This is a genomic window from Paenibacillus sp. JT31N17 (assembly GCF_056269255.1).
Window position 1 is genome coordinate 144,065 of sequence record NZ_JBWDNP010000010.1, and the last position, 25,772, is coordinate 169,836.

The 25,772-nt window shown below is 51.8% G+C and carries 23 protein-coding genes; 21 read left to right on the forward strand and 2 right to left on the reverse strand.

The window, feature by feature from the left end:
* The first annotated feature begins 32 nt into the window (after nucleotides 1–32).
* Both glnA and cdaS read left to right on the forward strand, forming a co-directional pair.
* Nucleotides 33–1,361, forward strand: a complete 1,329-nt coding sequence (glnA, locus tag AC0YOB_RS26180) for a type I glutamate--ammonia ligase (protein WP_475795264.1) — start codon at nucleotides 33–35, stop codon at nucleotides 1,359–1,361.
* 329 nt (nucleotides 1,362–1,690) lie between these two features.
* Nucleotides 1,691–2,320, forward strand: coding sequence for a sporulation-specific diadenylate cyclase CdaS (gene cdaS, locus AC0YOB_RS26185; protein ID WP_475795265.1), 630 nt, complete (start codon nucleotides 1,691–1,693; stop codon nucleotides 2,318–2,320).
* Nucleotides 2,321–2,428: 108 nt separating this feature from the next.
* Here cdaS and lexA read toward each other — a convergent pair whose 3' ends face one another.
* Nucleotides 2,429–3,049, reverse strand: a complete 621-nt coding sequence (gene lexA / locus AC0YOB_RS26190) for a transcriptional repressor LexA (protein ID WP_210040539.1) — start codon at nucleotides 3,047–3,049, stop codon at nucleotides 2,429–2,431.
* A gap of 189 nt (nucleotides 3,050–3,238) precedes the next feature.
* Here lexA and AC0YOB_RS26195 point away from each other — a divergent pair, with 189 nt between their 5' ends.
* The 6 genes from AC0YOB_RS26195 (at nucleotide 3,239) to AC0YOB_RS26220 (ending at nucleotide 6,841) form a co-directional block, all read left to right on the forward strand.
* Entirely contained in the window at nucleotides 3,239–3,616 is a 378-nt protein-coding gene (locus AC0YOB_RS26195; protein WP_475795266.1) for a LysM peptidoglycan-binding domain-containing protein, read from the forward strand.
* A 121-nt stretch (nucleotides 3,617–3,737) separates the two neighbouring features.
* Nucleotides 3,738–3,929: a DUF896 domain-containing protein gene (locus tag AC0YOB_RS26200; RefSeq protein ID WP_475770590.1), complete on the forward strand. Its 192-nt coding sequence runs from the start codon at nucleotides 3,738–3,740 to the stop codon at nucleotides 3,927–3,929.
* A 56-nt stretch (nucleotides 3,930–3,985) separates the two neighbouring features.
* Entirely contained in the window at nucleotides 3,986–4,972 is a 987-nt protein-coding gene (locus tag AC0YOB_RS26205) for an aldo/keto reductase (RefSeq protein WP_475795267.1), read from the forward strand.
* 56 nt (nucleotides 4,973–5,028) lie between these two features.
* Nucleotides 5,029–5,379 carry a VOC family protein gene (locus AC0YOB_RS26210; protein WP_475795268.1) on the forward strand — a complete coding sequence of 117 codons (351 nt, stop codon included), beginning with the start codon at nucleotides 5,029–5,031 and terminating at the stop codon, nucleotides 5,377–5,379.
* A 133-nt stretch (nucleotides 5,380–5,512) separates the two neighbouring features.
* Nucleotides 5,513–6,031, forward strand: coding sequence for a hypothetical protein (locus AC0YOB_RS26215; protein ID WP_475770587.1), 519 nt, complete (start codon nucleotides 5,513–5,515; stop codon nucleotides 6,029–6,031).
* 24 nt (nucleotides 6,032–6,055) lie between these two features.
* Nucleotides 6,056–6,841, forward strand: a complete 786-nt coding sequence (locus tag AC0YOB_RS26220; RefSeq protein ID WP_475770586.1) for an HAD family hydrolase — start codon at nucleotides 6,056–6,058, stop codon at nucleotides 6,839–6,841.
* A gap of 98 nt (nucleotides 6,842–6,939) precedes the next feature.
* On the opposite strand, the gene AC0YOB_RS26225 is transcribed toward AC0YOB_RS26220, so the two are convergent.
* A complete protein-coding gene (locus AC0YOB_RS26225) occupies nucleotides 6,940–7,482 on the reverse strand; it encodes a 1,2-dihydroxy-3-keto-5-methylthiopentene dioxygenase (RefSeq protein WP_475795269.1) in 543 nt (180 codons plus the stop codon).
* A gap of 188 nt (nucleotides 7,483–7,670) precedes the next feature.
* Between AC0YOB_RS26225 and metH the strand changes: the two genes are divergently transcribed.
* From metH to AC0YOB_RS26290, 13 genes are all read left to right on the forward strand, one after another.
* The gene (gene metH, locus AC0YOB_RS26230; protein WP_475795270.1) at nucleotides 7,671–11,111 is read left to right on the forward strand and encodes a methionine synthase; all 3,441 of its coding nucleotides are present in this window, start codon (nucleotides 7,671–7,673) and stop codon (nucleotides 11,109–11,111) included.
* 293 nt (nucleotides 11,112–11,404) lie between these two features.
* Nucleotides 11,405–12,352 (forward strand): ribonuclease Z, encoded by a 948-nt coding sequence (gene rnz / locus AC0YOB_RS26235; RefSeq protein WP_475795271.1) that lies wholly within the window; start codon nucleotides 11,405–11,407, stop codon nucleotides 12,350–12,352.
* A 221-nt stretch (nucleotides 12,353–12,573) separates the two neighbouring features.
* The gene (locus AC0YOB_RS26240; RefSeq protein WP_475795272.1) at nucleotides 12,574–14,859 is read left to right on the forward strand and encodes a DEAD/DEAH box helicase; all 2,286 of its coding nucleotides are present in this window, start codon (nucleotides 12,574–12,576) and stop codon (nucleotides 14,857–14,859) included.
* Nucleotides 14,856–16,343 carry a ribonuclease H-like domain-containing protein gene (locus AC0YOB_RS26245; protein ID WP_475795273.1) on the forward strand — a complete coding sequence of 496 codons (1,488 nt, stop codon included), beginning with the start codon at nucleotides 14,856–14,858 and terminating at the stop codon, nucleotides 16,341–16,343. The genes AC0YOB_RS26240 and AC0YOB_RS26245 overlap by 4 nt, the downstream gene beginning before the upstream one ends.
* Nucleotides 16,340–17,431: a Gfo/Idh/MocA family protein gene (locus AC0YOB_RS26250; RefSeq protein WP_475795274.1), complete on the forward strand. Its 1,092-nt coding sequence runs from the start codon at nucleotides 16,340–16,342 to the stop codon at nucleotides 17,429–17,431. The genes AC0YOB_RS26245 and AC0YOB_RS26250 overlap by 4 nt, the downstream gene beginning before the upstream one ends.
* On the forward strand, nucleotides 17,432–18,244 hold the full coding sequence (locus tag AC0YOB_RS26255; RefSeq protein ID WP_475795275.1) for a TIGR01457 family HAD-type hydrolase: 813 nt from the start codon (nucleotides 17,432–17,434) through the stop codon (nucleotides 18,242–18,244).
* A gap of 31 nt (nucleotides 18,245–18,275) precedes the next feature.
* Nucleotides 18,276–19,091: an Fpg/Nei family DNA glycosylase gene (locus AC0YOB_RS26260; protein ID WP_475795276.1), complete on the forward strand. Its 816-nt coding sequence runs from the start codon at nucleotides 18,276–18,278 to the stop codon at nucleotides 19,089–19,091.
* A 4-nt stretch (nucleotides 19,092–19,095) separates the two neighbouring features.
* Nucleotides 19,096–19,932: a deoxyribonuclease IV gene (locus tag AC0YOB_RS26265; protein ID WP_475795277.1), complete on the forward strand. Its 837-nt coding sequence runs from the start codon at nucleotides 19,096–19,098 to the stop codon at nucleotides 19,930–19,932.
* A complete protein-coding gene (locus tag AC0YOB_RS26270; protein ID WP_475795278.1) occupies nucleotides 19,929–20,234 on the forward strand; it encodes a cyclic-phosphate processing receiver domain-containing protein in 306 nt (101 codons plus the stop codon). Before AC0YOB_RS26265 ends, AC0YOB_RS26270 begins: the two co-directional genes overlap by 4 nt.
* A gap of 18 nt (nucleotides 20,235–20,252) precedes the next feature.
* Nucleotides 20,253–21,041, forward strand: coding sequence for an ABC transporter ATP-binding protein (locus AC0YOB_RS26275; protein ID WP_475787167.1), 789 nt, complete (start codon nucleotides 20,253–20,255; stop codon nucleotides 21,039–21,041).
* Nucleotides 21,038–22,054 (forward strand): SAM-dependent methyltransferase, encoded by a 1,017-nt coding sequence (locus AC0YOB_RS26280; protein WP_475795279.1) that lies wholly within the window; start codon nucleotides 21,038–21,040, stop codon nucleotides 22,052–22,054. The genes AC0YOB_RS26275 and AC0YOB_RS26280 overlap by 4 nt, the downstream gene beginning before the upstream one ends.
* Nucleotides 22,055–22,281: 227 nt before the next feature.
* Nucleotides 22,282–23,886 (forward strand): serine/threonine protein kinase, encoded by a 1,605-nt coding sequence (locus AC0YOB_RS26285; RefSeq protein ID WP_475795280.1) that lies wholly within the window; start codon nucleotides 22,282–22,284, stop codon nucleotides 23,884–23,886.
* A 163-nt stretch (nucleotides 23,887–24,049) separates the two neighbouring features.
* Nucleotides 24,050–25,612 carry an ABC-F family ATP-binding cassette domain-containing protein gene (locus tag AC0YOB_RS26290; RefSeq protein ID WP_210040575.1) on the forward strand — a complete coding sequence of 521 codons (1,563 nt, stop codon included), beginning with the start codon at nucleotides 24,050–24,052 and terminating at the stop codon, nucleotides 25,610–25,612.
* Nucleotides 25,613–25,772: the final 160 nt, after the last annotated feature.

Below are 25,772 nucleotides of genomic sequence, written 5' to 3' on the forward strand. Positions count from 1 at the left end.
TACGCACTACTATTCGAAGAGGAGATGATTGAGTGAGCTACACCAGAGAGGACATCCTGCGTGCGACCAAAGAAGAGAATGTTCGATTTATCCGACTGCAATTTACCGATCTTCTGGGAACGATCAAGAACGTGGAAATTCCTGTAAGCCAACTGGAAAAAGCCCTTGATAATAAAATGATGTTTGACGGTTCCTCCATTGAAGGTTATGTCCGTATTGAGGAATCCGATATGTACTTATACCCCGATCTGGATACTTGGGTGATTTTCCCCTGGGTTGCTGAAGATCGGATTGCCCGATTAATCTGCGACATCTATATGCCTGACGGAACACCTTTCGCAGGAGATCCCCGCGGTATCCTGAAACGGGCGCTGAAAGAGGCTGCAGAATTGGGCTATTCCGCAATGAACGTTGGGCCTGAGCCGGAGTTCTTCCTGTTCAAAACCGACGACAAAGGTGAGCCTACCACCGAATTAAACGATCAGGGCGGATATTTCGACCTTGCGCCGATGGATCTGGGCGAGAACTGCCGCCGCGAGATCGTACTTACGCTTGAAGAAATGGGCTTTGAAATTGAAGCATCCCATCACGAAGTCGCGCCGGGCCAGCATGAGATTGATTTCAAATATGCCAATGCCATTAAAGCGGCTGACCAGATCCAAACATTCAAACTCGTTGTTAAGACTATCGCCCGTCAGCATGGATTGCATGCTTCCTTCATGCCTAAACCGCTGTTTGGCGTAAATGGTTCGGGAATGCACTGCCACCAATCCCTGTTCAAAGGCAAGGAAAATGCGTTCTACGACGAGAACGACAGAGTCGGGTTAAGTCAGGATGCCCGTTATTACATGGCTGGTGTTCTCCGCCATGCCCGCGCATTCGCAGCTATCACGAACCCGACAGTCAATTCCTACAAACGGCTGGTTCCAGGCTACGAGGCGCCAAATTATGTAGCATGGTCCGCAAGCAACCGCAGTCCGATGATTCGTATTCCGGCATCGCGAGGTCTCAGCACCCGTATTGAAGTGAGGAATCCGGATCCCGCTGCCAACCCTTATCTGGCACTGGCGGTCATGCTCAGAGCCGGTCTGGATGGTATCAAAAACAAACTTCCGCTGCCTGCTCCAACCGATCGTAATGTCTACATTATGACAGAGGAAGAGCGTATCGACGAAGGTATTCAAAGCTTGCCTGAGAGTCTTAAGGAAGCGCTCGATGAAATGCTGCGTGATGACATTATTTGTGACGCGCTTGGCGATCATGCACTTGCTCATTTCTTCGAATTGAAAGAAATTGAGTGGGACATGTACCGCACACAGGTTCACCAGTGGGAACGCGATCAATATTTGACTTTGTACTAAAACCGGAAATCCCTTGGCGCTATTAGCGTCGAGGGATTTTTTCTTTGGGGGTATATTGAAAAATGACAGCTCACTCGGGATAGCGCCCCCCATAGTGCCCCCAAAATGCCTCTTGATAAATTTAAGAGAAGGATTATGACAAAGCGTTGAAATAGTCCAAGGCTCCGGTACTTATAAGCTTGCCCCTGACTGGTATTCATTCCCCGCGAGCTTCGGCTGGCGGGTATTTGTTCGTTTAGTGTCATAATTAAAATGAAGCTTCTCGTCAATACTAAAGTACCATGGACGGGTTTGGGCGGTAAAAAATTAAAGTGTGCGGGGTGTATGAAATGGGGCAGGGTAATTGCGATGAGACTCCTTTAAAGGAACGGCTGAAACAGCATATCCATCTTATTGTCAATGAATCACAACGTATTTTGGATAATATTGATGCTGAAAATCACTGTCTTCTGAGTGACTTTGATAATATTGGCAGAACTTTTAAAGAAGTTGAATCCTTGGCTGCTTCATTCTATCTGCAATGTTACTTATCCTCATTTACATCCAACTATTTGGATCTTTCCATATGCATTCAGAACCTAATGGAGCGCCGGCACGGGGCTTTGATTGTCATCGAGAGAAATGATAACCTGGATGCCATCATTCATTCCGGGGTTGCCCTTGTGGCCAAATTGAGCTATTCCCTGCTGGAGGCGATCTTTTATCCGGGTAATCCGCTGCATGACGGGGCCGTTCTCATCAAGTCGGATCAAATTATTTCCGCCGCCAATGTCCTGCCTGTATCCAATGCATCGGATGTGGACAAGAAATTTGGAATGCGGCATCGCGCCGCGATCGGACTGACCGAAATAACAGATGCGCTTGTACTGGTTGTATCGGAAGAAAGCGGGGATGCGTCGTTTGTCTACAAGGGAAAACTCCATCCAATAAAGACAATGGTCATGCCAACGACGGTCTAAATGTATTTTTGAGTATTTTGAGGTAATCCGATAAAACCCAATATGTAAAATAAAAAGGACTGGCGAAGCCCTGAAGGCGACGCCAGTCTCTGCTTCATAAGAAGTCACTTAGTGAATATCGCGGAAAAGTCCGATAACTTTACCTAAAATCGTTACATTGCGAAGCCGAATCGGCTCCATTGTCGGATTCTCAGGCTGCAGCCGGATATGATCACGTTCACGATAAAAGGTTTTCACCGTCGCTTCGTCATCCTCCGTCATTGCAACCACGATGTCGCCGTTGATAGCAGATTGCTGCTGCCGCACAATGACATAATCGCCGTCCTGAATGCCTGCGTCAATCATGCTCTCTCCCATTACGTTAAGTATGAAGACATTATGATCGCCGACTTTGCTTGAAGGCAGAGGATAGTAATCCTCAATGTTCTCGGTTGCTGTAATTGGCACCCCTGCAGTAACCTTGCCCACAATGGGAACTTTGGTGATTGCGATTGGAAAAGGAATCTCATTGTCCGCTTGATCTAATATCTCAATCGCTCTCGGTTTCGTCGGGTCACGGCGGATTAAGCCTTTCTTCTCCAGACGGTCCAAATGTCCGTGTACGGTTGAACTGGAAGCAAGTCCTACAGCTTCACCGATTTCCCGGACGGATGGGGGATATCCCTTCTCCCGCACCTCCGTCTTGATGAATTCCAGAATCGCCTGTTGGCGGTTCGATAGTTTCGACACCAGAATCACTCCAAAGGTTCATTTGTGTCAAATTATAACACAGAACCGGAGTTCGTACAAACATAAGTTCGAGAAACAAGAGTTCGTATTTTGTGGGGAACAAATGTTCCGAAAACAGTTGACTGCAAACGGGTGTTCGTGTTAATATCGGTTTATCGAAAACAGAACAAACGTTTGGGGTGCTGGGAAATGATGATAACAATATCTTCTTACTCTTCTATGAATTCAGAGAATAAAGCTGATAAAGGTTACATGAAATCTGCATCAGCTAAAAGTAGGCCAAAGAAGCTTGTGATGCGGATGATAGCGGCAATATTGTTTTTCTCCCTCTTATTCGTTGGTTTTTCTATAATGCAGGGAAGTGCAACGAGCGAGCATCCAGCGGAGCCCGCTGCGGGCGAGAAAGTTATCTCGATCAGTGAGGGCCAGACACTTTGGGAAATAGCAGGGGATCTGCGTAAGGAAGGCGAAGATATCCGGCGAATCATTTATGACTTGAAGGAACGGAACAACCTGACTTCCAGCACACTTATGGCCGGACAAACATTGATTATACCAGCGGACTGATGCAGTCCGCTTTTTTTATTTCCATCTACAGGACAAAGGTCGTATTTTCTTGACAATTGAGGATTAAAAATGTCAAAGTAAAGGGTGAATGTTTACAGCATCATGAGAGGAGCGTATCGGTTTGGAAGAGCTTATTGCAAGGATTAATGAGTTGTCACGAAAGAATAAAGCTGTCGGATTAACTCCGGAGGAAACAATCGAGCGCGATGCTCTGCGTCAGAAATATCTGGAGAATTTCAAGCAAAATTTCAAGAATCAAATCGAAACCATCAAATTTGTGGAAGATGAGGAAGAAAGCGGCGGCAAGCATTAAAACTGCTTGCGGCTAGCCCGGTTTCACCAAATAATAAGCAGGGTGGGGTTATAACGATGCAAATCAAGCTGCTTGGACGCAGTGGACTTGCCGTTTCGGAGCTTTGTTTAGGGACGATGAGTTTTGGAAATACAACAAGTCAAGGCGATTCCATTCGCATGATTCATCAGTTTATGGAGCAGGGCGGCAATTTTCTGGATACGGCGAATGTCTATGTTTCCGGCCGATCGGAGGAGATCGTAGGCGAAGCGATCAAGGATTTTCGCTCAGAGGTAGTTCTGGCAACAAAAGTGCGGATGAATACCGCTGACCATCCCAACGGGGCGGGCGTCTCGCGCAAGCATATTATGCAAAGCGTCGAAGAAAGCCTGCAGCGTCTGCAGACTGACTATATCGATTTGTATCAGGTTCATGTATGGGATCATGTGACTCCTATAGATGAGACGCTTCGCGCTCTCGACGATCTGGTCACTTCGGGCAAGGTCCGTTATATCGGATGCTCCAATTTTTTTGCCTGGCAGCTGATGAAATCCCTTGCTGTTAGCGATGCCAACCGCTATGTCCGGTTTATTTCCATTCAACCGCAGTATAGTCTGGTCAGCCGCGAGATGGATCGGGAAATGATGTCGCTTTGTCTAGAGGAGAATGTCGGCGTTATTCCCTGGGCTCCGCTTGGTGGAGGATTTCTGACGGGACGTTATTCCAGGGAAGAGCCTACATCGGGAAGATTGACGTCAAAGGTTGGAGAAAGTTCATGGGGTCTGCGCGCAACGGAACGTAACTTTGCCATTCTGGATGCCGTCCAGGCAGCCGCTCACGAACTGGACAAGACACCTGCACAAATCGCACTCGCCTGGCTGCTGCAAAGAAAAGGAATTACATCGCCGATTTTCGGAGCCAGCACATTGGAACAGTTCTCCGAAAATATGGGGGCTGTGGGCTGGACAATGCCAAGTGAAATATGGAATCGGCTGGATGAAGTTAGCTCGCTTCCTTCCGAGTATCCGAATCGTTTCATCGCCAAATTCGCCCGGCCTTTTTAACTCTTTTTCAAGAGAATGAGAATGTTTTGCACAAAGTCTTGTGATTGGGGGGCGCAATGAAGGTTAAACGAATTGTCGCCAACATAGATACCAGGAATATTGCAGCTGCCAAAAGCTTTTACCAGGATGTTCTCGGCCTCGATTTGTTGATGGATCATGGATGGATTGGAACCTATGGGTCTGATGAGCAAATGGGCATTCAAATTAGTTTCGCCCAGCACGTGGGTTCCAACACGCCTACGCCTAATTTGTCCATTGAGGTCGATGATGTCGGTGCTGCATTCGAACGCATGAACACAGCCGGATTTACGATCGAGTATGGTCCGACTGATGAGCCTTGGGGCGTACGTCGTTTCTATGTCCGCGATCCGTTCGGCCAACTTGTTAACATTCTTGCTCATATTTAATTTGATGCATGTCATTCATTCAGGAGAATGGATGGGACAGGAATGGTACAAATACACGCAGCAGACAGGTGTAAATTCAAGAAATTGCTTACGATGCAAGTTTTGCTTCGCAAAACTTTTAGGAGGAACGTAATTGTCAAGATCCTGGGAACGAAAGGTTCAGAAGAACCAGAGTCAACTTAACAAACAGCGCAAGAAGCAGGGTATGGCGCCTCTGATGGCAAGCAAGACAGCAAGCAGCCCGATTGATACATATAAAGGGCGCAGTCTTCTAATGCCCGCCTTTCTTCTGGTTTTCACGGCAGTCTACGCCTCGATCAGCATTGCACAGGGCACTTACAAGGATTCCGGAAACATGTTCTGGATCACGATCGGCTGTTATATCTTTCTGGCGCTGCTGTTTATATTGAGGCGTCCTTATTTGGCGATCGGAAAAGACTATGTTCGATCGCGGCGCTTTACCGGTGACCGCACGCTTTACTTAAGCTCAATCAAAGGAATCAGCGTACAGAAGGGCTCTGTTATTATCGAGCAGCCCAAAGGCGGAAGCTGGGTATTCTCGCGATTATTTAACCGTTATCCGACGGATGAAATGACCGAACGGCTCCGGACCTTTGCAGCAGCCAACAATATTCCGTTTGCGGAGAAATAAAGAACTGGAGTGGGGAAATTCGTCATGGGAAAAAAAGCGGTACTATTTGATTTGGATGATACGCTGTTATGGGATGACCGGAGTGTAAGCGAGGCTTTCGCAGCTACTTGTCAGGCGGCGGCGGATAAGACTGGCGTCAACCTGCAGGATTTGGAGGAAGCTGTCCGTCGCGAAGCCCGGGCATTGTACGAATCTTATGACACCTATGCCTTTACAAAAATGATCGGGATCAATCCCTTTGAGGGATTGTGGGCGAATTTTCTTGAAGGCGAGCAGGAGGAGTTCAGAAAGCTGCAGCAGCTGGCTCCCGCTTACCGGCGTGAAGCGTGGACTCGGGGGCTGAAGGCTCTGGGAATCCTTGATGAGCAGCTGGGAGCTGAGCTTGCGGAGATGTTTCCCGCAGAGCGCCGCAAACGCCCGCTGATCTATGAAGAAACCTTCCGCGTGCTGGATAAGCTCAAAGGCCAATACAAGCTGCTGCTGCTCACCAATGGATCTCCTGATTTGCAGCGGGAGAAGCTGGCAGGCGTACCGGAGCTTGCACCTTATTTTGATCATATCATCATTTCCGGAGAATTTGGTCAGGGGAAGCCGGCTGCGCCGATTTTTCAGCATGCACTTGAATCGTTGGGGATTGAACCGGCGGATGGAATCATGGTGGGCGACAAGCTGACCACGGACATACTCGGTGCGAATACGGTTGGCATGACCTCGGTATGGATCAACCGCCATGGCGTGAAACGCAGCGACGACATTATTCCTTCACATGAGATCAAACATCTGGAGGAACTGCTGCCTCTGCTTGTATAAAGATTTTGGAATCATAAAGACCCGCTTTCCTGCGATACACATTCAAGCGTGTATCCCTGGAAGCGGGTCTATTTATGTGACTATGAATGGTCAGGGCATTAAGCCTTCTGGAAGGAATCATCGGCGAACGGATGAGCAATCCAGCCCTCGGTCTCGATAAAGAGGCGCACGGCAACGATCTGGCGGTTATCCATCAAGGTGAAAAAATGCGGTTTGTGCTCGGGAACGGAAATAACGTCTCCTGCTTCGAGTTCAACATCGAAATAGCCCACATCGTCGCTGCCCTTGATGATGAAGATGCCGCGCCCAGCCGTGATAGCCCGTACTTCATCTTCCGTATGGGTGTGAACCTGCTCGAATTTCTTCAGCAGTTCGTCGAGGTTGGGTGTCGCATCCGAGAGTGCGATAATGTCCCAGGTCCGGTAGCCGCGGCGGGCAGCCAGATCGTTGATTTCTGCATCGAAAGTGGATAGAATCTGCTGTTTCTCCTCATCCGTCAGAATGAATTTCTGATGTAACTCGGCAGGCAGTTTCCCCGGATTCCAGTGTTCATACAAGACTTCTTGTTTTTCCAAAAATTCACGGACGTTTGCTTCGCCCGATATACGCTCTTCTGTGTTGCGGATACGAATTTCAGCCATGTTGTAATCCCTCTTTCCTATAGATGCTAATTCCGATCAGATTAATTATAAAACAAAACGCCAAGACTGTCGACAACACCTTTTCAGCAGGTTGTGAATCTGATAAACTAAAGGTTAATGATTTTTCGCTGCGCCTTCGCTTTGCTATTGCTTGGGAAGGTCTGCAGTTGCGGAAGGGAAGTGCATCGATGACAAAACCAACTATACAACAAATGCTGCAAAAACGCATTCTCATTCTCGACGGTGCAATGGGAACGATGATTCAGCAGGAGGATCTGGGTCCAGAGGATTTTGGGGGCGAAGAGCTGGACGGCTGTAATGAAATGCTCGTTCTGACTCGTCCGGATGTAATCCTTTCCATACATGAGGCTTATCTGGAAGCAGGGGCCGACATTCTGGAGACGAATACATTCGGCGCAACGGGAGTGGTTCTGGCCGAATATGATATTCCGGAGAAATCGCGGGAAATCAATCTGGCTGCTGCAGCCATAGCGCGTCAAGCGGCAGACAAGTTTTCCACGCCGGAAAGGCCGCGTTTTGTTGCCGGAGCCATGGGGCCTACAACGAAGACGCTTTCTGTCACAGGCGGGGTGACTTTCGATGGTCTGGTGGATACTTATTACGAGCAGGCGGTAGCCCTTATTGAAGGTAAGGTAGATGCTCTTCTGCTTGAAACCTCACAGGATACATTGAACGTAAAGGCAGGAACAATCGGCATCAGCAAGGCGTTTGAAACCACCGGCATCACGCTGCCGATTATGATTTCCGGAACGATTGAGCCCATGGGGACGACGCTTGCTGGACAAAATATTGAATCCTTCTATATATCTCTGGAGCATTTGAATCCGATTTCGATCGGTCTGAACTGCGCGACAGGTCCTGAGTTTATGCGCGATCATATCCGTTCGCTGTCGGAGATCTCACGCTCTGCTGTAAGCTGTTATCCCAATGCGGGACTGCCTGATGAGAACGGCCTGTATCACGAATCGCCAACCTCGCTGGCAGGCAAGATCGCTGCTTTTGCCGAGCAGGGCTGGCTTAATATCGCCGGCGGCTGCTGCGGAACCACACCTGCGCACATCAAGGCGCTGGCGGAGACGCTTGCCAATTATGCGCCGCGCCGGCAGATGGGCAATCATCCTGCTGCCTTGTCCGGCATTGAGACGGTCTTTGTTGAAGAAGACAACCGACCGATTATGATCGGAGAGCGGACGAACATTTCCGGCTCGCGCAAATTCAAACGGCTGATCAAGGAAGCCAAATTTGAAGAAGCGTCGGAGGTTGCACGGGCTCAGGTGAAAGGCGGAGCGCATGTCATTGATATCAATCTCCAGGATACAGATATCGATGAGGCATACGCGGTCAACATGTTCCTGCCGGAGGTAGTCAAGAAAGTCAAGGTTCCGCTTATGCTTGACTCCACCTATGATCATATTATCGAGCTTGGGCTCAAGTATTCCCAGGGTAAAGCGATCATTAACTCCATTAACCTGGAGGACGGCGAAACCAAGTTTGAAAAAATCCTGCCGCTGATTCACCGTTACGGCGCATCGGTCGTCTGTATTTTAATAGATGAGCGCGGACAAGCCGTATCCCGCGAGGCCAAGATGGAGGTGGCGGCACGCTCCTACGACCTGCTGGTCAACAAATACGGGATGAACCCTGAGGATATTATTTTTGATCCGAATATGTTCCCTGTTGGTTCCGGTGATCCGCAGTATATCGGTTCCGCAGTGGAGACGCTTGAAGGGATCAAAATGATCAAGGAGAAATTCCCCAAAGCCAAGACTATTCTGGGCTTGAGCAATATTTCCTTTGGTCTTCCCGATGCGGGCCGCGAGGTGCTCAACTCTGTTTATCTGTATCATTCCACCAAAGCGGGCCTGGATTACGCCATTGTAAACACAGAGAAGCTGGAGCGCTACGCGTCCATTCCGGAAGAAGAGCGCCGATTGGCGGAGGAATTGATTTATAATACGAACGATGATACATTAGCCGAATTCGTGGCCGCTTTCCGCAACAAGAAGGTGGAAAAGAAAGAAAAATTGTCGAGCTTGCCGCTTGAAGAGCGACTGGGCTCGTATGTGGTAGAGGGAACGAAGGAAGGGCTGATTCCTGATCTGGATGAGGCGCTGAGCAAATATTCGCCGCTGGAAGTGATCAACGGTCCTTTGATGAAAGGGATGGAAGAGGTTGGGCGGCTGTTCAACAACAATGAGCTCATCGTGGCCGAGGTGCTGCAAAGCGCCGAAGTGATGAAAGCCTCGGTTGCCCATCTGGAGCCGCATATGGAGAAGAATGAAACGGCAGTCAAGGGCAAGATCATTTTGGCTACCGTTAAAGGCGACGTCCACGATATCGGGAAGAATCTGGTTGAGATCATTTTGTCCAATAACGGGTACAAAATCATAAACCTTGGTATCAAGGTGCCGCCGGAGAAGCTGATCGAAGCTTACCGGAATGAAAAAGCGGATGCCATCGGATTATCCGGCCTGCTCGTCAAATCCGCCCAGCAGATGGTGATTACCGCTCAGGATATGCGCAATGCCGGTATTGATGCCCCTATCCTTGTCGGAGGCGCAGCATTGACCCGCAAGTTCACTAGAACGCGGATCAGCCCGGAATATGACGGACTCGTGCTGTATGCGAAGGACGCCATGGATGGTCTGGACATCGCCAATAAATTGATGAATCCGGAATTCAGGCAGGCTTATGAGGACGATCTCGCCGCATTCAAGGCAGCCGGAAGCGTCGAGGAAGAAGTCAAGAAACCGCTGCCGGAGCTTACGCGGGCAACCCGCTCCAACGTATCGACAGACAAACCGGTCTTCATTCCGCCGGATCTGGATCGTCATGTGCTGCGTAATGTCCCGATTCCGCAGATTGTTCCTTATGTGAACATGCAGATGCTGCTGGGCCATCATCTGGGCCTCAAGGGCAGTGTAGAGCAGCTGCTGGCGGAGAAGAACAGCAAAGCGGTCCAGCTTAAGGAAACGGTCGATTCCATTCTGATGGAAGCCGCCGCAAAAGGGACTCTTCATGCCCATGGCATGTACCGGTTCTTCCCGGCACAGTCGTCCGGCAACGATATTATTATCTATGACCCTGCGGAGCCTGGCCGTGAAATCAAACGCTTCTCGTTCCCGCGTCAGCAGGTGGCGCCGTTTCTCTGTCTGGCGGATTTCCTGAAATCGGTGGACAGCGGCATTATGGATTATGTCGGCTTCCTCGTCGTGACCGCCGGTGAAGGGGTGCGCGAATTGGCCGGTCAGCTCAAGGACAACGGCGATTATCTGCGTTCCCATGCTTACCAATCCGTTGCGCTTGAAGTGGCGGAAGGGCTTGCCGAGCGCGTACATCATATGATGCGCGATACATGGGGCTTTCCGGATCCGCATGATTTCACGATGAAGCAGCGCCATGGGGCGCGTTATCAAGGGATTCGTGTTTCGTTCGGCTATCCGGCATGTCCGAACCTGGAGGACCAGGAGCCGCTGTTCGACCTGATGAAACCGCAGGATATAGGGGTCGAGTTGACGGAAGGCTTTATGATGGAGCCGGAGGCGTCCGTTTCCGCTATGGTATTCGCCCATCCGGAAGCGCAGTATTTTAACGTCGAAAAGCTGTAAATCGTAATGGATGAAGGCTGGATATGAATGGATACTGTTGTGCCAAAAGCTCATTACGAAGCGAAATGGAATGCGTCGCAACTGGTCAGAGCAGTATCCCCGGCTTCCCAAGAAATACCCTTGGCAGAACGGTATTATACCGGTCCTGCTAAGGGTATTGTTAAACTTATAGGATTTATATCTTCACGAACCAAATAAATTTTTCTATAAGTTCAATTGGGAAGGAACTTGCTTGAGCCGTGAAATGGACGGGGGCAGTTTCTTCTTGCCATAGGACTAGGAGGAAAGCAGCTATGCAGATCGTATTTCTGGGAACAAGCGCAGGAAGACCGACCAAGGCACGCAATGTCACATCGATAGCGCTCAAGCTGCCTGAACCTTCAAACGGGTTTTGGCTCATTGATTGCGGAGAAGGCACCCAGCACCGTTTGCTTGGGAGCAAGCTCAAGCTCAACCGTCTGGAGCGTATTCTGATTACCCATCTGCATGGGGATCATATCTACGGGCTGCCCGGACTTCTTACCAGCCGCTCCTATTTTGATGGGGCGGGGCCGCTGCAAATCTATGGGCCGAGCGGGCTGCGCGCATATCTGGAAAATGTCTTCGAGCATAGCGGCGTTCATCTTGAATATGAGCTGGACATTATTGAGATAGCTGAGGCAGGGCTGGTAGCGGAGGATGAAAGGTTCTCGGTCGAAACGGAAGAGCTGGAGCATCGTCTCCCTTCTTATGGTTACCGGATAACGGAGCTGGCACAGCAGGGGCATCTGGATATCGCGAAATTGACTCAATTGGGCGTTCCTCCCGGTCCCCTGTACGGAAGACTCAAGAATGGTGAGGATATTACGCTTGAGAATGGAGAAGTGATCCGCTCCTCGGATGTGGTCGGCGCGAGCCTCCCTGGAAGAATCATCACGATACTTGGGGACACGCGGCCTTGTGAGAATGCGGTACATCTGGCAGAGGGGGCTGACCTGCTCGTGCATGAAGCCACATTTGCAGCAGGAATGGAAGAGAAAGCTGCGGCGTATGGACACTCTACAGTGGTTCAGGCCGCACAGATCGCCTCCCGGGCAGGGGCCAGGAAGCTGGTGCTGACTCATTTCAGCTCCCGCTTTGACGACGAGGCTGTCGAAGGGCTGATTGCCGATGCGCAGTCGATATTTCCAGCCTCCGCTGCCGCTTACGACTATCTGGAAATTCTTGTGCCAAGACCTGATACGAATGGCCGGCTAGCATAAAATTTCCTGGCTCCGGCATTCCATAGAGCCGCCCTTCAACCCGCTCGGGGATAGGGCGGTTCTTTGCCATTTGCGATTGCGGACCGAACATGCATTCTGTACAATATAAGTGATGGCATGAATTTACGTTCTGCAAATCTTTATCATATTAATAAGGAATGTCCGTATAATATTACATTTTCATAGATTCATATTTAAGAAACACTAAGGGGGAACTCCACATGAACCGGTGGACGGGGAAGGCTTCAAGCTTGGACGAATGGCTGCAGCTGCTCACGCAGCAACCGGAAATCATGGATAATGTGACGCATTGGCATACCATACCGCCCAAGGAAGCGCGGTCTACTGCCATGCCGGCGGATATTCATCCCAAGCTTGCGGAAGCGCTGGGCGGGCGGGGGATCAGCCAGCTGTTTATTCATCAGGCCGAGGCGTACCACGCGGTGCGCGAGGGTCAGAACGTCGTTACGGTCACGCCGACGGCATCCGGCAAGACTTTATGCTACAACCTGCCGGTGCTGCAGTCGCTGCTTGAGAATGACAGCGGCAGAGCGCTGTACCTGTTCCCGACAAAGGCCCTGGCGCAGGATCAGGTGGCGGAGCTTCAGGAGCTGGCAGCGGCGATGGATGTGGATTTGAAGACACACACCTATGATGGCGATACGCCGCCGACTGTCAGACAGGTTATCCGCAATGCCGGACATATCGTGGTCACGAATCCGGATATGCTTCATTCGGCCATACTGCCTCATCATACCAAATGGGTGAAATTGTTTGAAAATGTCAAATATATTGTAATTGATGAGCTGCATTCCTACCGCGGTGTGTTCGGAAGCCATGTATCGAATGTGATCCGCCGATTGAAGCGGATCTGCCGGTTCTATGGCTCAAATCCGCAGTTTATCTGCGCTTCGGCGACGATCGATAACCCTGGCGAGCATGCCGAGCGGCTGATCGGGGAGCGTGTGCGGCTGGTTAACAACAACGGTGCGCCGATGGGGGAGAAGCATTTTATCTGCTACAATCCGCCTATCGTGAATAAACAGCTTGGCATCCGCCGCAGCAGCGTGCTGGAATCGCGCAAGCTGGCCGCCTCATTGCTGCGTCAGGGTGTGCAAACCATTGTGTTTGCGCGCAGCCGGGTTAGAGTCGAGCTTCTGCTGACTTATTTGCAGGAGCTCGTAAAGGATGAGCTCGGGCCTAAGACCATCAGGGGATATCGCGGAGGCTATTTGCCCAAGCTCAGAAGAGAGATCGAGCATGGGCTGCGCAGCGGCGAGATCCGCGGCGTTGTCAGCACCAATGCGCTGGAGCTCGGCATCGACATCGGACAGCTGCAAGCCTGTGTCATGAACGGCTATCCCGGGACGATCGCCAGTACATGGCAGCAATCCGGACGCGCAGGCAGACGGCAGGGCACGTCGGTAACCTTCCTCGTGGCAAGCAGCAATCCGTTGGATCAATATATGATTCAGAATCCGGATTTTTTCTTCAACCGGCCGCCGGAGCGGGCACTCATTCATCCCGATAATTTATTGATATTGATTGATCATGTCAAATGCGCCGCCTATGAGCTGCCATTCGAAGCCGGCGAGAAATTCGGGGAAGAGCCGCTCGAGCATATGCTTGAATTTCTGACGGAGGAGAAGGTGCTGCACCGGGTGAAGGACCGCTGGTACTGGATGGAGCAGTCGTTCCCGGCACATGGCATATCGCTCCGGTCAGCGGCGCAAGAGAATTTTATCATTATCGATATGACCAATGGCAGCCGCGTGCTTGGCGAGGTGGATCGTTTTAGTGCGCCTACGCTTATTCATGAGGAAGCCATATACATTCATGAGGGTGTCCAGTACCAGGTGGAGAAGCTCGATTATCCGGAGAAGAAGGCTTTTGTACGCGAAATTGATGTCGACTATTATACCGATGCCAATATGGCGGTGGAGCTGAAGGTGCTCCATGTTGACAAAGAGCGCCAAAGCGGAGAGCTGCTGCGCCAGTACGGGGAGGTTACGATCAACGCCAAAGCGACCATATTCAAAAAAATCCGTCTGCGCACCCATGAGAACATCGGCTCCGGACCGATCCATTTACCGGAGGAGGAGCTCCATACGAGCGGATACTGGTTCTCCTTCAGCGAAGAAGCGGCTGCGCGCAAGAGCAGCAATGACATGCAGCAGGCGCTGCTGGGCCTAGCCAATGTGCTGGTCCATCTGGCTCCGCTATATCTGATGTGCGACCCGCTCGATATTCGCGTCGTGCCGCAGGTCAAGGCCGTACATACCAAAAGACCCACCATCTACTTCTATGACCGCTATCCCGGCGGTATCGGTCTGAGTGAGCGATTGTATGAGGTTCACGACGAATTGCTCCAGCATGCCAAGTCGCTTATCCGCTCCTGTACCTGTATTAGCGGCTGTCCAGCCTGCGTTGGACCGATCGAGGAGGTCGGCTTGCTCGGCAAATCGCTGGCTCTGGATTTGATTGAAGAAACGGGAGTCCGCTCATGAGCGGACTTCGGGACCGGATCATGCGTCTTAGAGGCACTGGTGCAGCCGGAGCTTCGATTGCCGGCGGCGATGAAGCGGGCTCCGTCTCATCTGAAGAATATAATCGGGAAATAGCGGCTGAATTAGGGGAACCAGCACACACGGCGCAGCCGGATTCGCCTACCATCCATCAAGGGGAATTAGACGAGCTGTCTTCTGCGTCTGATGATTCCCTCGATACCGATTCGCTCACGGGCGATTGGGATGGCATGGGTGTCGTGCTTCAGGAGTCATCAGAGGGTTTCTTCCTGATCCGCAAGGTCCGTTATCCCCTATCCCATCGTCATGGTTTGCACCATTTATCGGAGCTGCAGGACACGGCTGCAGGTCTGAGCGCTTTTGAACGGCTGGCTGACAGTGTGAAAGTCAAGCGGGAATCCAGGGCTGCAGCGAAGGCCGGGAAGCCAGGGACGATACCGCTTGGCGGCGCAGAGCCGTCCTTTGTAGATCCGGAAAGGCTCCTGTTTCTCGATTTGGAGACGACCGGTCTTGGAGTCGGAGCGGGAAATGTGCCTTTTATGGTCGGACTCGGTTACATGGAAGCGGGAGCTTATGTCGTTGAACAAATGCTGATTCGCCATCCTGCTGAAGAGCGGGCGATGCTGGCTTATTTGCAGGAGCTGCTGCCGCGCTTTACCCATCTGGTCACCTACAACGGACGGACGTTCGACTGGCCTGTTCTGCAGAACAGATTTATCCTGAACGGTTACCGGCACTTCAAATGGGAGCCCGTGCATATCGATTTGCTTCACCCGTCGCGGAGCATCTGGCGAAACACCCTGGTATCTTGCAAGCTTAGCCATGTCGAAGAAGAGCGGCTCGGCATACAGCGGACAGATGATGTTCCAGGCTCTCTGGCCCCGGCCATTTATTTTCAATTCCTCGCTGATGCAGATCCGCAGCCTCTGCTTGGCGTGTTTCTTCATAATGAATCGGATATGCTTTCTCTGACTTGTCTTGCTGTCCGCTTTGGCCACCTCCTGGAAGGGCGGATCGGAACATACGTTGTACATCCAACCGAGCCGGAGGAGATTCTCCGAACCGGCTTATGGCTTGAGAAAATGGGAGCTTTGCATCATGCCGAAGCGCTGTATGTCCGGCTTTCAGAGGAATCGCATACTCCCGCATCCTGTCTGTGCATGCTGGCAGAGCGTGACAAGAAATGTGGAAATTGGCCGCGTGCTGTGTTATTGTGGCAGAAGGCTGTCCAAGGGGCTCGGCGCTCCGACTGGCCGGATTGGAATGCCCATATCGAGCTTGCCATGTACTTTGAGCATAAGACCAGGCAGCTTGATGAAGCGTTGTTTCTGGCCGAAGAGGCTTTATCGCTGGTTCAGCACCGGTATTCGGGACTGCGGTTGGACGCGAAACGCCGCGCCGAGATCGACAATATCCGCAAACGTATTGAACGGCTCAGGAATAAGACAGGGAGGCTTTACGGATGAAAGAACTGCGATTTGCCATGCTTGGCTTTGGAAATATCGCAAAAACGCATATGACCGCACTTCGTGCGATGCCTATAATCAAGAACCCGCCGCTGATACCGGTGCTCGACACACTGGTAACCAGACGTCCTGATCTCCACCTTGCCCAGGCGCAAGCCATTGGGTTCCGCCATGTGACTGCATCTTCTGCCGAAGCGGCGGCTGACGATAGAGTGGACATCTTTGATATTTGTACGCCTAATGCGAACCATTACGACGATGTTCTGACTGCCCTCAAGGGCGGCAAATCCATCTACTGCGAGAAACCGGTAACAGAATCCTACAGCCGGTCCCGGGCTCTGCTCACTGAAGTGAGAGGGAAGCCGGATCTCAGGCAGCAGCTCGCCTTTACGTTTCGTTATCATCCTGCCGTCATGCGGATCAAACACTGGCTGTCAGAGGAGATTATCGGCAATGTGCTGCAATGCAAAATCTCCTACCGCCGCTCGGGCTATCTGAATCCGGAGCGCCCTGTAAGCTGGCGTCTGCAGAGCGGCATGTCCGGCGGCGGCGCTATCAGCGATCTTGGCGTGCATGTAATCGATCTGCTGCATCACTGGTTTGGCGAGCTTACGGATGTAAGCGGCCGAACGAATACTTATGTACGGAAGCGTCCAAGCGCGGATACCGGCGAAATTGTGACCGTGGATGTGGATGACTGGGCCATGATGACGTATTCGACAGCCTCGGGCGTAAGCGGAACGGCGGAGGTATCCCGCATTGCTCTTGGATCCGATGCCTATGATATTCAGATCGTCGGTACGAGGGGTTCCATCACCTGCGATCTGGAACGCGATTCCGTCCCCGTCGTTCATTTGCTCAGCGGCAGCCGCTCCGCTTTGCCTTCACCTGATTCCTTAAGTCTGCTTCCGGATGAAAAAGCGACCATGGGCATCTCTGTTGATACCCATTTTGCCGCGCTTCATCACTATATCCGGCGTTATGCAGGAGAAGATAACTGGAATGGTCTGGCTCCGACGATTGAGGATGGGGTGCGTGCGGAATACTGGATAGATCGGGTACTTGCCGAGAATAAGGGGTTGACCTGAATGCCCGGAACGGTGAGCCCCATGCGGGGTTTTCTGATTGATCTGGATGGAACCCTTTATAACGGCCAGAAGATGATTGAAGGTGCTGATGCCCTCATTCGCATGCTGCGTGAAAATCAGGTTCCTTATCTTTTTGTGACCAACAATTCAACAGCAGCGCCTGATGTGGTGGCCAGCCGTCTGACCGGCATGGGAATTCCTGCAGAATCCTCCGAGGTATGCACCTCTGCCCAGGCGGCTGCATCTTATATTGCGGAGCGGCAGCAGGGTGCGCGCGTATTTGTGCTTGGAGAAGAGGGTCTTCAGTCGGCTGCTGCCGAGGCAGGTCTGCAAGTTGTGGAGGATAATCCGGATTTTGTGGTTCAGGGAATCGACCGCAAGCTTACTTATGCCCGATTGTCTGCGGCTGTCCGTCATATCCGGAGCGGAGCCGGCTACGTGCTGACTAATCCGGATGTGCTGCTTCCTTCTGATGGCGAGCTCCTGCCGGGTGCCGGCACGATCGCGGCCATGCTGAGAACTGCGACGGGAATTGAGCCGGTGCTTATCGGCAAGCCGTCCGATGTATTAATGAATGTGGCGATGGAGCGATTGGCGCTTTCAGCCGAAGAGACCTGGGTGATTGGAGATAACCCGGCAACGGATATCGCGGCTGGTCATGCGGCCGGCTGCCCGACCATTCTGGTTCTCACGGGACTTGCCACTCAGGAGAATTACGCTGCACTTCTGCAAGCAGCCGGCTGTGAAGCTGGCGCTGTAATTGAAGATTTACATACCCTAATGGCTTACATTTCTGACAAACTAGAATCCTAAAGCACCGCATATGAGAAAGGAAGAGAACCCGATGCCTGAATGGCCGGAAATGGAAAACTATCGCAAAATGCTGGCTGAACGCATCTCGGGGCAGCCGATTACGAAAGTTGAAGTCACCCGCGAGAAATCAATCAATGTGCCCGTTGAGGTTTTTACCCAGGAGCTGGTTGGCGCAACGGTGCTGTTTGTCGAGCGAAGGGGCAAAATGCTGCTGTTTCATCTGGACAACGGCAAGCGGCTGCTGCTTCATTTGATGCTTGGGGGCCTGATTCATTTTGGACCGCCGGCAGAGCGTCCGGACCGCAGTGTCCAGGTGGCGCTTGAATTTCCGAACGGAGAATTATGTTTTATCGGTCTCCGGCTCGGTTATATCCACCTATACAAGGTCAAGGAAGTGGAAGCTCATCTGGCCAAATTAGGACCAGACCCGCTGGATAAACGATTGACGCTCGAGCAGTTCAAGAAGCGTTTTGCCGGAAAAAGAGGATCGCTGAAGACTGCGCTTGTGAATCAGCAGGTCGTATCCGGTATTGGCAACTGCTATGCCGACGAAATTGTATTCGACGCCGGTGTCCGACCGGACGCCCACATATCCGATCTGGAGCCCGCAACCTGGGAGAATCTCTATCATTCCATGCATAAAGTGCTGCTGAATGCAGCTTCCCTCGGCGGATATATGGAAATGCCTTTGACGGCTGACGATACATTAACCGGCGGCTATAATGACCACTGCCTCGTGTATGACCGTGGCGGGGAGCCTTGCATTCGGTGCGATGGGACGATTGAGCAGGGGGAGATCAACTCCCGCAAAATGTTTTATTGCCCATCATGCCAAAAGGATAGGTAAGCCTATGCTCGCCGGCTCTCATGTATCGACAAGGGGCGGTTACCTTGAAGCGGCCAAGCGCGCCGCAGCGCTGGGTGCCAATGCCTTTCAATATTTTCCGAAGAATCCGAGAAGCTTGAGCATCAAGGCATTTGATGCCGGCGACGGCGCCCGCTGTGCGGAATTTTGCCGGAAGCAGGGAATCGTCTCTATCGGACATACTCCTTATCCCACGAATGTGGCGGCGGAGAGCGAGGACCAGAGGAAGCGTACGGTCCTGTCGCTGCTGAATGACCTTGACATTGCGGAGGCGTGCGGATCACTTGGCGTGGTGGTTCATTTTGGCGTATATAAAGGCAAGGAGCCTCTGGAAGGGTACCGCAATGCCGTTCATACATTAAGCAGCGTAACGACGCAATGGAGCGGCCGTGCCAAGCTGCTCATCGAGAATCAGGCGGGCGACCATACGTTTATGGGAACGACGATTGAGGAGCTTGCCCAGGTGCGAAGCTTATGTGCGGATAAGGAGAAAATCGGCTTTTGCCTCGATACCTGTCATTTGTTTGCGAGCGGAGTGTGGAATGGAAGTCCAGATGCGCCATGGATGGAGAAGGCGGAGCAGCTCGGTGTTCTCCCGCATCTGATTGCCATCCATTTGAATGATTCGGTATACCCTTCCGGCGAGAAGCGTGATCGCCATGCCGTTATCGGCGAAGGGTACATCGCCGAAGCAGGTTTCAGATGGCTGCTCAGCCACCCTGCACTTGCACAGATTCCCTTTATTTTGGAGACGCCGTCCGGCGCGGACGGTACACACATGGAACAGCTCAAGCTTGTTCGGAGTATGGGAGGAAGTCGATGATTAATGTGTATCTCGATGATTACCGGGCTTGTCCGGCGGGCTTCACACTTGTCAAAAATGCCGAGGATTGCAAGCAGCTTCTGGGGCAGGAAGAAGTGAATATTCTATCGCTTGACTACGATCTGGGATGGGGTCAGCCCACAGGTCTTGAAGTAGCCAGGTACATCGTGGAAAGCGGCCGATACCCGCTTACGATTTATTTTCATACATCCAGTCCTGCAGGCCGGGCGCAGATGATGGAATTACTGCTTCAGCATGCGCCATCCCATATTGTAATTCATAATGGACCAATGCTGGTGTAATAACAGGGGGAATACGAAATGATTCATTTGAATGAAATAACACTGCGCCGTGAAGAGCGTGATATCTTGACCGGTGTTAATTTACATATGGAGAAAGGCCAGCACTGGGTTATTCTGGGGCGCAACGGCTCGGGCAAAACGACACTGATGGAAATGATGACCGGTTATATGTTTCCATCCTCCGGTACGGTCGATGTGCTGGGCAACCGTTACGGCGCTTGCGACGTGCGCGAGGTGCGCAAGGAAATCGGATATATCAGCCAATCCGTTATCGAGAAGCTTTCGCTAACCGATCCGGTTTGGGAAATTGTTGCAACAGGAGAATACGCATTTTTGCGTTTCTATCAGGCTATTGATGAGGAAGTCCGCCTGAAGGCGATACGCCTCGTTGAAGAAGTAGGGCTCGGCCATATGGCCTATCAGCCGCTTGGAACGCTATCCCAAGGGGAACGCAAAAAAATACTCCTTGCGCGATCTCTGATGTCGAATCCCAAGCTTCTCATTATGGACGAGCCATGTGCGGGTCTTGATCTGCATGAACGGGAGAAGCTTCTGGTTGATCTGGGCAGATTGAGCGACCGGGGGTTGATGGTGGTTTATGTGACCCATCATCTGGAGGAGATTATCCCGTTGTTCACCCATGTTGCCCTTCTGCATGAAGGACGGCTGACGGCAGCGGGTCCCAAAGAACAGGTATTGAGCGCGGAGGCGCTTAGTCAGGCTTATGACTGGCCGGTTGAAGTGGAGTGGGTAGATGGCAGGCCGTGGATTCGGGCTGTCGCAAGGCAGGGAGGAATGGAGCGTTGACGCAGTGGATCGGAACGGCTAATCATGGCTTTGCCAGTTATGCAATGGAAGAGCTGCGGCGTTTATTTGATGGGATTAAATTTACCCAGCTGGCTGCCGGGGAGATTTTTCGCATGGAGCTCCCGCAAAGCCGTGAAGAGGTATTGGCCGTATTGCAAGCCAAGGAGCCGATTTTCCTGCGCCATATCCAGCCGATCGATCGTGCGCTTCCCATTCATGGGAATGCCGATGATCTGGAGGCTCTGTCCGGTCTGGTGCGCAGTGCGCGCATTCGCTGTGAAGGCTGCTCGGCTGCCGTGCATCTGCGGCGTGCCGAGCGCACGCCTTTTATTTATTCGGCAGCCGATACGAAGGCTGTTCTGGATGCGGTGCTGACAGAGCTTGGCAGCGAGCCGGCAATGCAGTCGCCGGATTTGATTCTATCCATTTATGCTGGCTCGGAGGAGTTCTATGTCGGCTGGGGCACACCCGAGGAGCAGCTGTCGGACTGGCCGGGCGGAGCGGTCCGATTTCAGCGTGAAGATGGCCAGATCTCCAGGGCAAAGTTCAAGCTGCTGGAAGCGGAGCGGACCTTCAAGCTTGATTTTGCCGAATATGGCGAAGCTCTCGACATCGGTGCGGCCCCCGGAGGGTGGACCCATTTGCTGCTTGACCGCGGTCTTCGTGTCACTTCTGTCGATCCCGCCGATCTGCATCCTTCACTGGCCAGCTATCACCGGCTGACCTATTTGAAGAAAAATGCTTCGGATGTGAAGTTCAACCCGGAAACATTTGATTTGCTGGTCTGCGACATGAGCTGGAGCCCCATGCAAATGGCGAAGCTGGTGCTGGAGCAGATCGATGCCCTTTCACCTGGTGCAACAGCGATCATTACCCTCAAGCTGATGCACAAAAAACCGCTTCAAACGATCCGTGACGTTATTGCCAAGCTGGAGTCCGCATTCGTGCTGATCAAAGCAAAACAATTGTTTCACAACCGTGATGAAATTACGTTATATTTGATTAAACGGTAAACAAACCTATATGCTAATGTTTGGGAAAGCATCCCGATCGTACAGACCAAGAGTCTGTATTTTCGGGGTGCTTTTTTTGATCTTATCAATCAAGCTTGCTCCTGTTGATGTCTTTAAGGTCCAAAGGGAGAAGCGTTGCTTTTGCCGCCAGGGATGGAGGGAGCTGTTTCTTCTTGTTTTTTAGTTAGGTGGGTTTGTATAAATGATAGCAGCGGGGGGACCGGAAGATGGACATAGAAGGGAATTACGGGTATGAAATTGGAGCTGTAATCGGGGAGCGGTATCGGATTGCAGGATTGATCGGTCAGGGAGGGATGGGGGAGGTGTATGCGGCAGAGGATCTCCGGCTGCAGGGAAAGCTGCGCGCCCTGAAAGTGAATAAGCCTCCTACTGCGGATGGTTTATACAGCGCTGAAGAGGCTGCCTTATTGATGAGGCTCAATCATCCGCGACTTCCGCTGATCGTCGATTATTTCCCTCCTGATAATGAAGGGAGGGAAATACTGGTCATGGATTATATTGACGGCGATACGCTGCAATCGCGTTTAAGAAGCAGCAGAACGGGGATTATGTCTGAAGAAGATGCGCTCGAGACAGGCATTCAGCTTAGTGACGCCCTTCACTATCTGCATATGCAAAATCCGCCTATTATTCACCGCGATCTCAAGCCGACCAATGTGATGCTTGACCATAGCGGATACGTGCGTCTGATTGATTTCGGAATCGCCAGAAGGTATAAATCCGGTCAGGAGCACGATACAGTCAAGCTGGGAACGCCTGGCTTCGCAGCTCCGGAGCAGGAAGGGGAGCGGCAAAGCGATGCGCGAACGGATGTGTTCGGGCTTGGAGCGCTGCTGTTCTATCTCCTCAGCGGGGGGACAAAACTGCAAAGCGGCGGAATGACGGGAAGCGGTATGCTTGCGCATATCTCAGCTTCGGTCCGGGGTGTGATCGGTCAGATGGTCGATCCGCGGCCCAACTGCCGTTATCCCTCCATGCTCGAAGCGCGGAGCGCACTGGAAGACTGCCTGAAGAACGGCATGGCCGGCGCGCAGGCCATGAGTGATCATGGACCGTCTGCACGCGCTGGACAGCGGTATAGTCTTAAAGCAGGCAAAGCTGTCCTGCATATCTCCGTTGCCTCGTTGTCACCCGGTGCCGGATCCACCTTCACGTCCATCACGCTTGCCCGTTTGATGCAGCAGCATGGTATTGACTGCGCGGCGGTGGAGCATCCGCTGCTTGAGCCTGAATGGCATGCCTTGTTGAATTTGGAGGCAGCCTCATCCATCCCGGATTCGGACAGGCCACTGGATTCACGCTTTACGCGGACGCGTACAAGCAGCGAGAATCATATCGTCTGGCACACGCTTCTCCCTGAGCTTCCACGGGAAAGTGCGGATCATGCGCTGAAATTCAGATTGATGATGGAATCTCTCAATCAGTCAGTGGTCATAACCGATATATCCAGCAAATGGACTGAGCGGGAAGCGGAGGAGCAGCTTCTGGGCGCCGATATATTATTGTTCGTGGTGGACCCTCTTCCCTTCAAATGGACGCCTTCGCGGATTAAGGCGGCGCAAGTCCTGTGCTTCGAGCGCGATAAGCTGGGTCTTGCGACGAAGTGGATTGCCAACAAGGATATGAAATTCAATTACCGTACAGAGTGGCTGTCGATGATTCCAGGCAAGCCTGCATTATCCATCCCGCTGCTGCCGGCAGAAGCATGGGCAGAGCTGATGTGGAGCGGTGGGTGGGCAACCACCCGCAAGTCATGGATGAAAGCGCTTGAGAAGGCCTTTCAGCCCTTTATAAGCAACCTTTTTGCTTGAAGTTGACACAATTGACAAGCTCCTGTGATACAATGGTACGCGAGCGGTATGGATATTCTGCCGGTTAGCGCACTAATGCCGCAATTTGGCTCAGTGCTTATTTCTACGGATGCGGGAAGCATGCCGATCGTTAAACGACCATACAGAAACGGAGCACATGAACATGAGTTTACTGACAGTTGAAGATTTATCCCATAATTTTGGTGACCGCACCTTATTCAGAAACGTTTCCTTCCGTCTGCTCGCAGGAGAGCATGTCGGACTTGTCGGCGCCAATGGTACCGGCAAATCAACCATGATGAATATTTTGACAGGCAAGCTGTTGAAGGATAGCGGCAAAGTGGAATGGACGCCGCGGGTGCGTTACGGTTACCTGGATCAGCACACCCAGCTGACGCCGGGCAAAACCATTCGCGATGTGCTGAAGGACGCATATCTCCCTCTGCTGGAGCTCGAGAAGGAGCTCAATGAAATCGCCGCTCAAATGGCGGACGCGGACGCGGACAAATTGGAAGAGCTGCTTGTCCGGATGGGCGAGATTCAGGAGGAGCTGGAAATCGGCGATTTCTACCTGCTGGATGTCAAGGTGGAGGAGATGGCAAATGGTCTGGGGCTGAATGCCATAGGTCTGGACCGCGACGTTTCCTCATTAAGCGGAGGCCAGCGTACGAAGGTGCTTCTTGCCAAGCTGCTGCTGGAGAAACCGACGGTCTTATTATTGGATGAGCCTACGAACTATTTGGACGAAGAGCATATTACCTGGTTGACGAATTATTTGAAAAACTACCCGTACGCCTTTGTGCTCATATCCCACGAAACGGGCTTTATGAATGAAGTCGTCAATATCATTTACCATCTTGAGTTTGCCAAGCTCACCCGCTACACGGCGAACTACGAGAAGTTTCTGCAGATGGCGGATCTGAATAAAGCGCAGCATATAGATGCTTATGAGAAGCAGCAGGAATACATCAAGAAGCAGGAAGATTTCATTCAACGCAATAAAGCGCGCGCTTCGACAAGCGGACGGGCCAAAAGCCGCGAGAAGCAGCTTGACCGCATAGACCGGATCGACCGTCCGGATGAAGCCATGAAACCGACCTTCAGCTTCAAGGAATCCCGTTCAAGCGGCAAAACCGTATTTGAGGCGACAGGACTTGCCATCGGATACTCCAAGCCGCTGCTGCCGGAGATGAACATGCTGATTGAGCGAGGAGACAAGATTGCGATTGTCGGCTGCAACGGTGTCGGCAAATCCACGCTTCTCAAGACGATACTTGGGGTCATTCCACCGCTTGACGGGAAGACCTACCGCGGGGATTTCCTCTTTCCCGCTTATTTTGAACAGGAGGCCAAAGCGCCTAGCCTGACTCCGCTGGATGATGTCTGGAACGAGTTTTCCCATATGACCCAGAGCGAAGTCCGGGGCGCGCTGGCCCGCTGCGGACTGAAGAATGAGCATATTACACGGGCGCTGAGTCATCTTAGCGGCGGCGAGCAGGCGAAAGTCCGCCTGTGCAAGCTGATGATGCGCGAGAGCAACTGGATCGCATTTGATGAGCCGACCAACCATTTGGACGTAGTAGCCAAAGAAGAGCTCAAACGGGCCCTTAAAGCATTCAAAGGCACGATCATCCTGGTCTCTCATGAGCCGGAATTCTATGAGGATTGGGTCACAAAAGTGTGGGATGTCGAGGCATGGTCCATGCAGAGCAGCAGTCAACGATAATGTTCTACTATCCACAATTTGATGATGATAAATCAATGTTTCGGACCTTCCATTCCAGGAAGCTCTCCGGCCGGCGATGCTGTTCGCTGCATATACAAGTAAACTGCTGCTTGCGGTCACCATGGACTCCCACTTGCATTCAACGCTTTGCTTCATTATG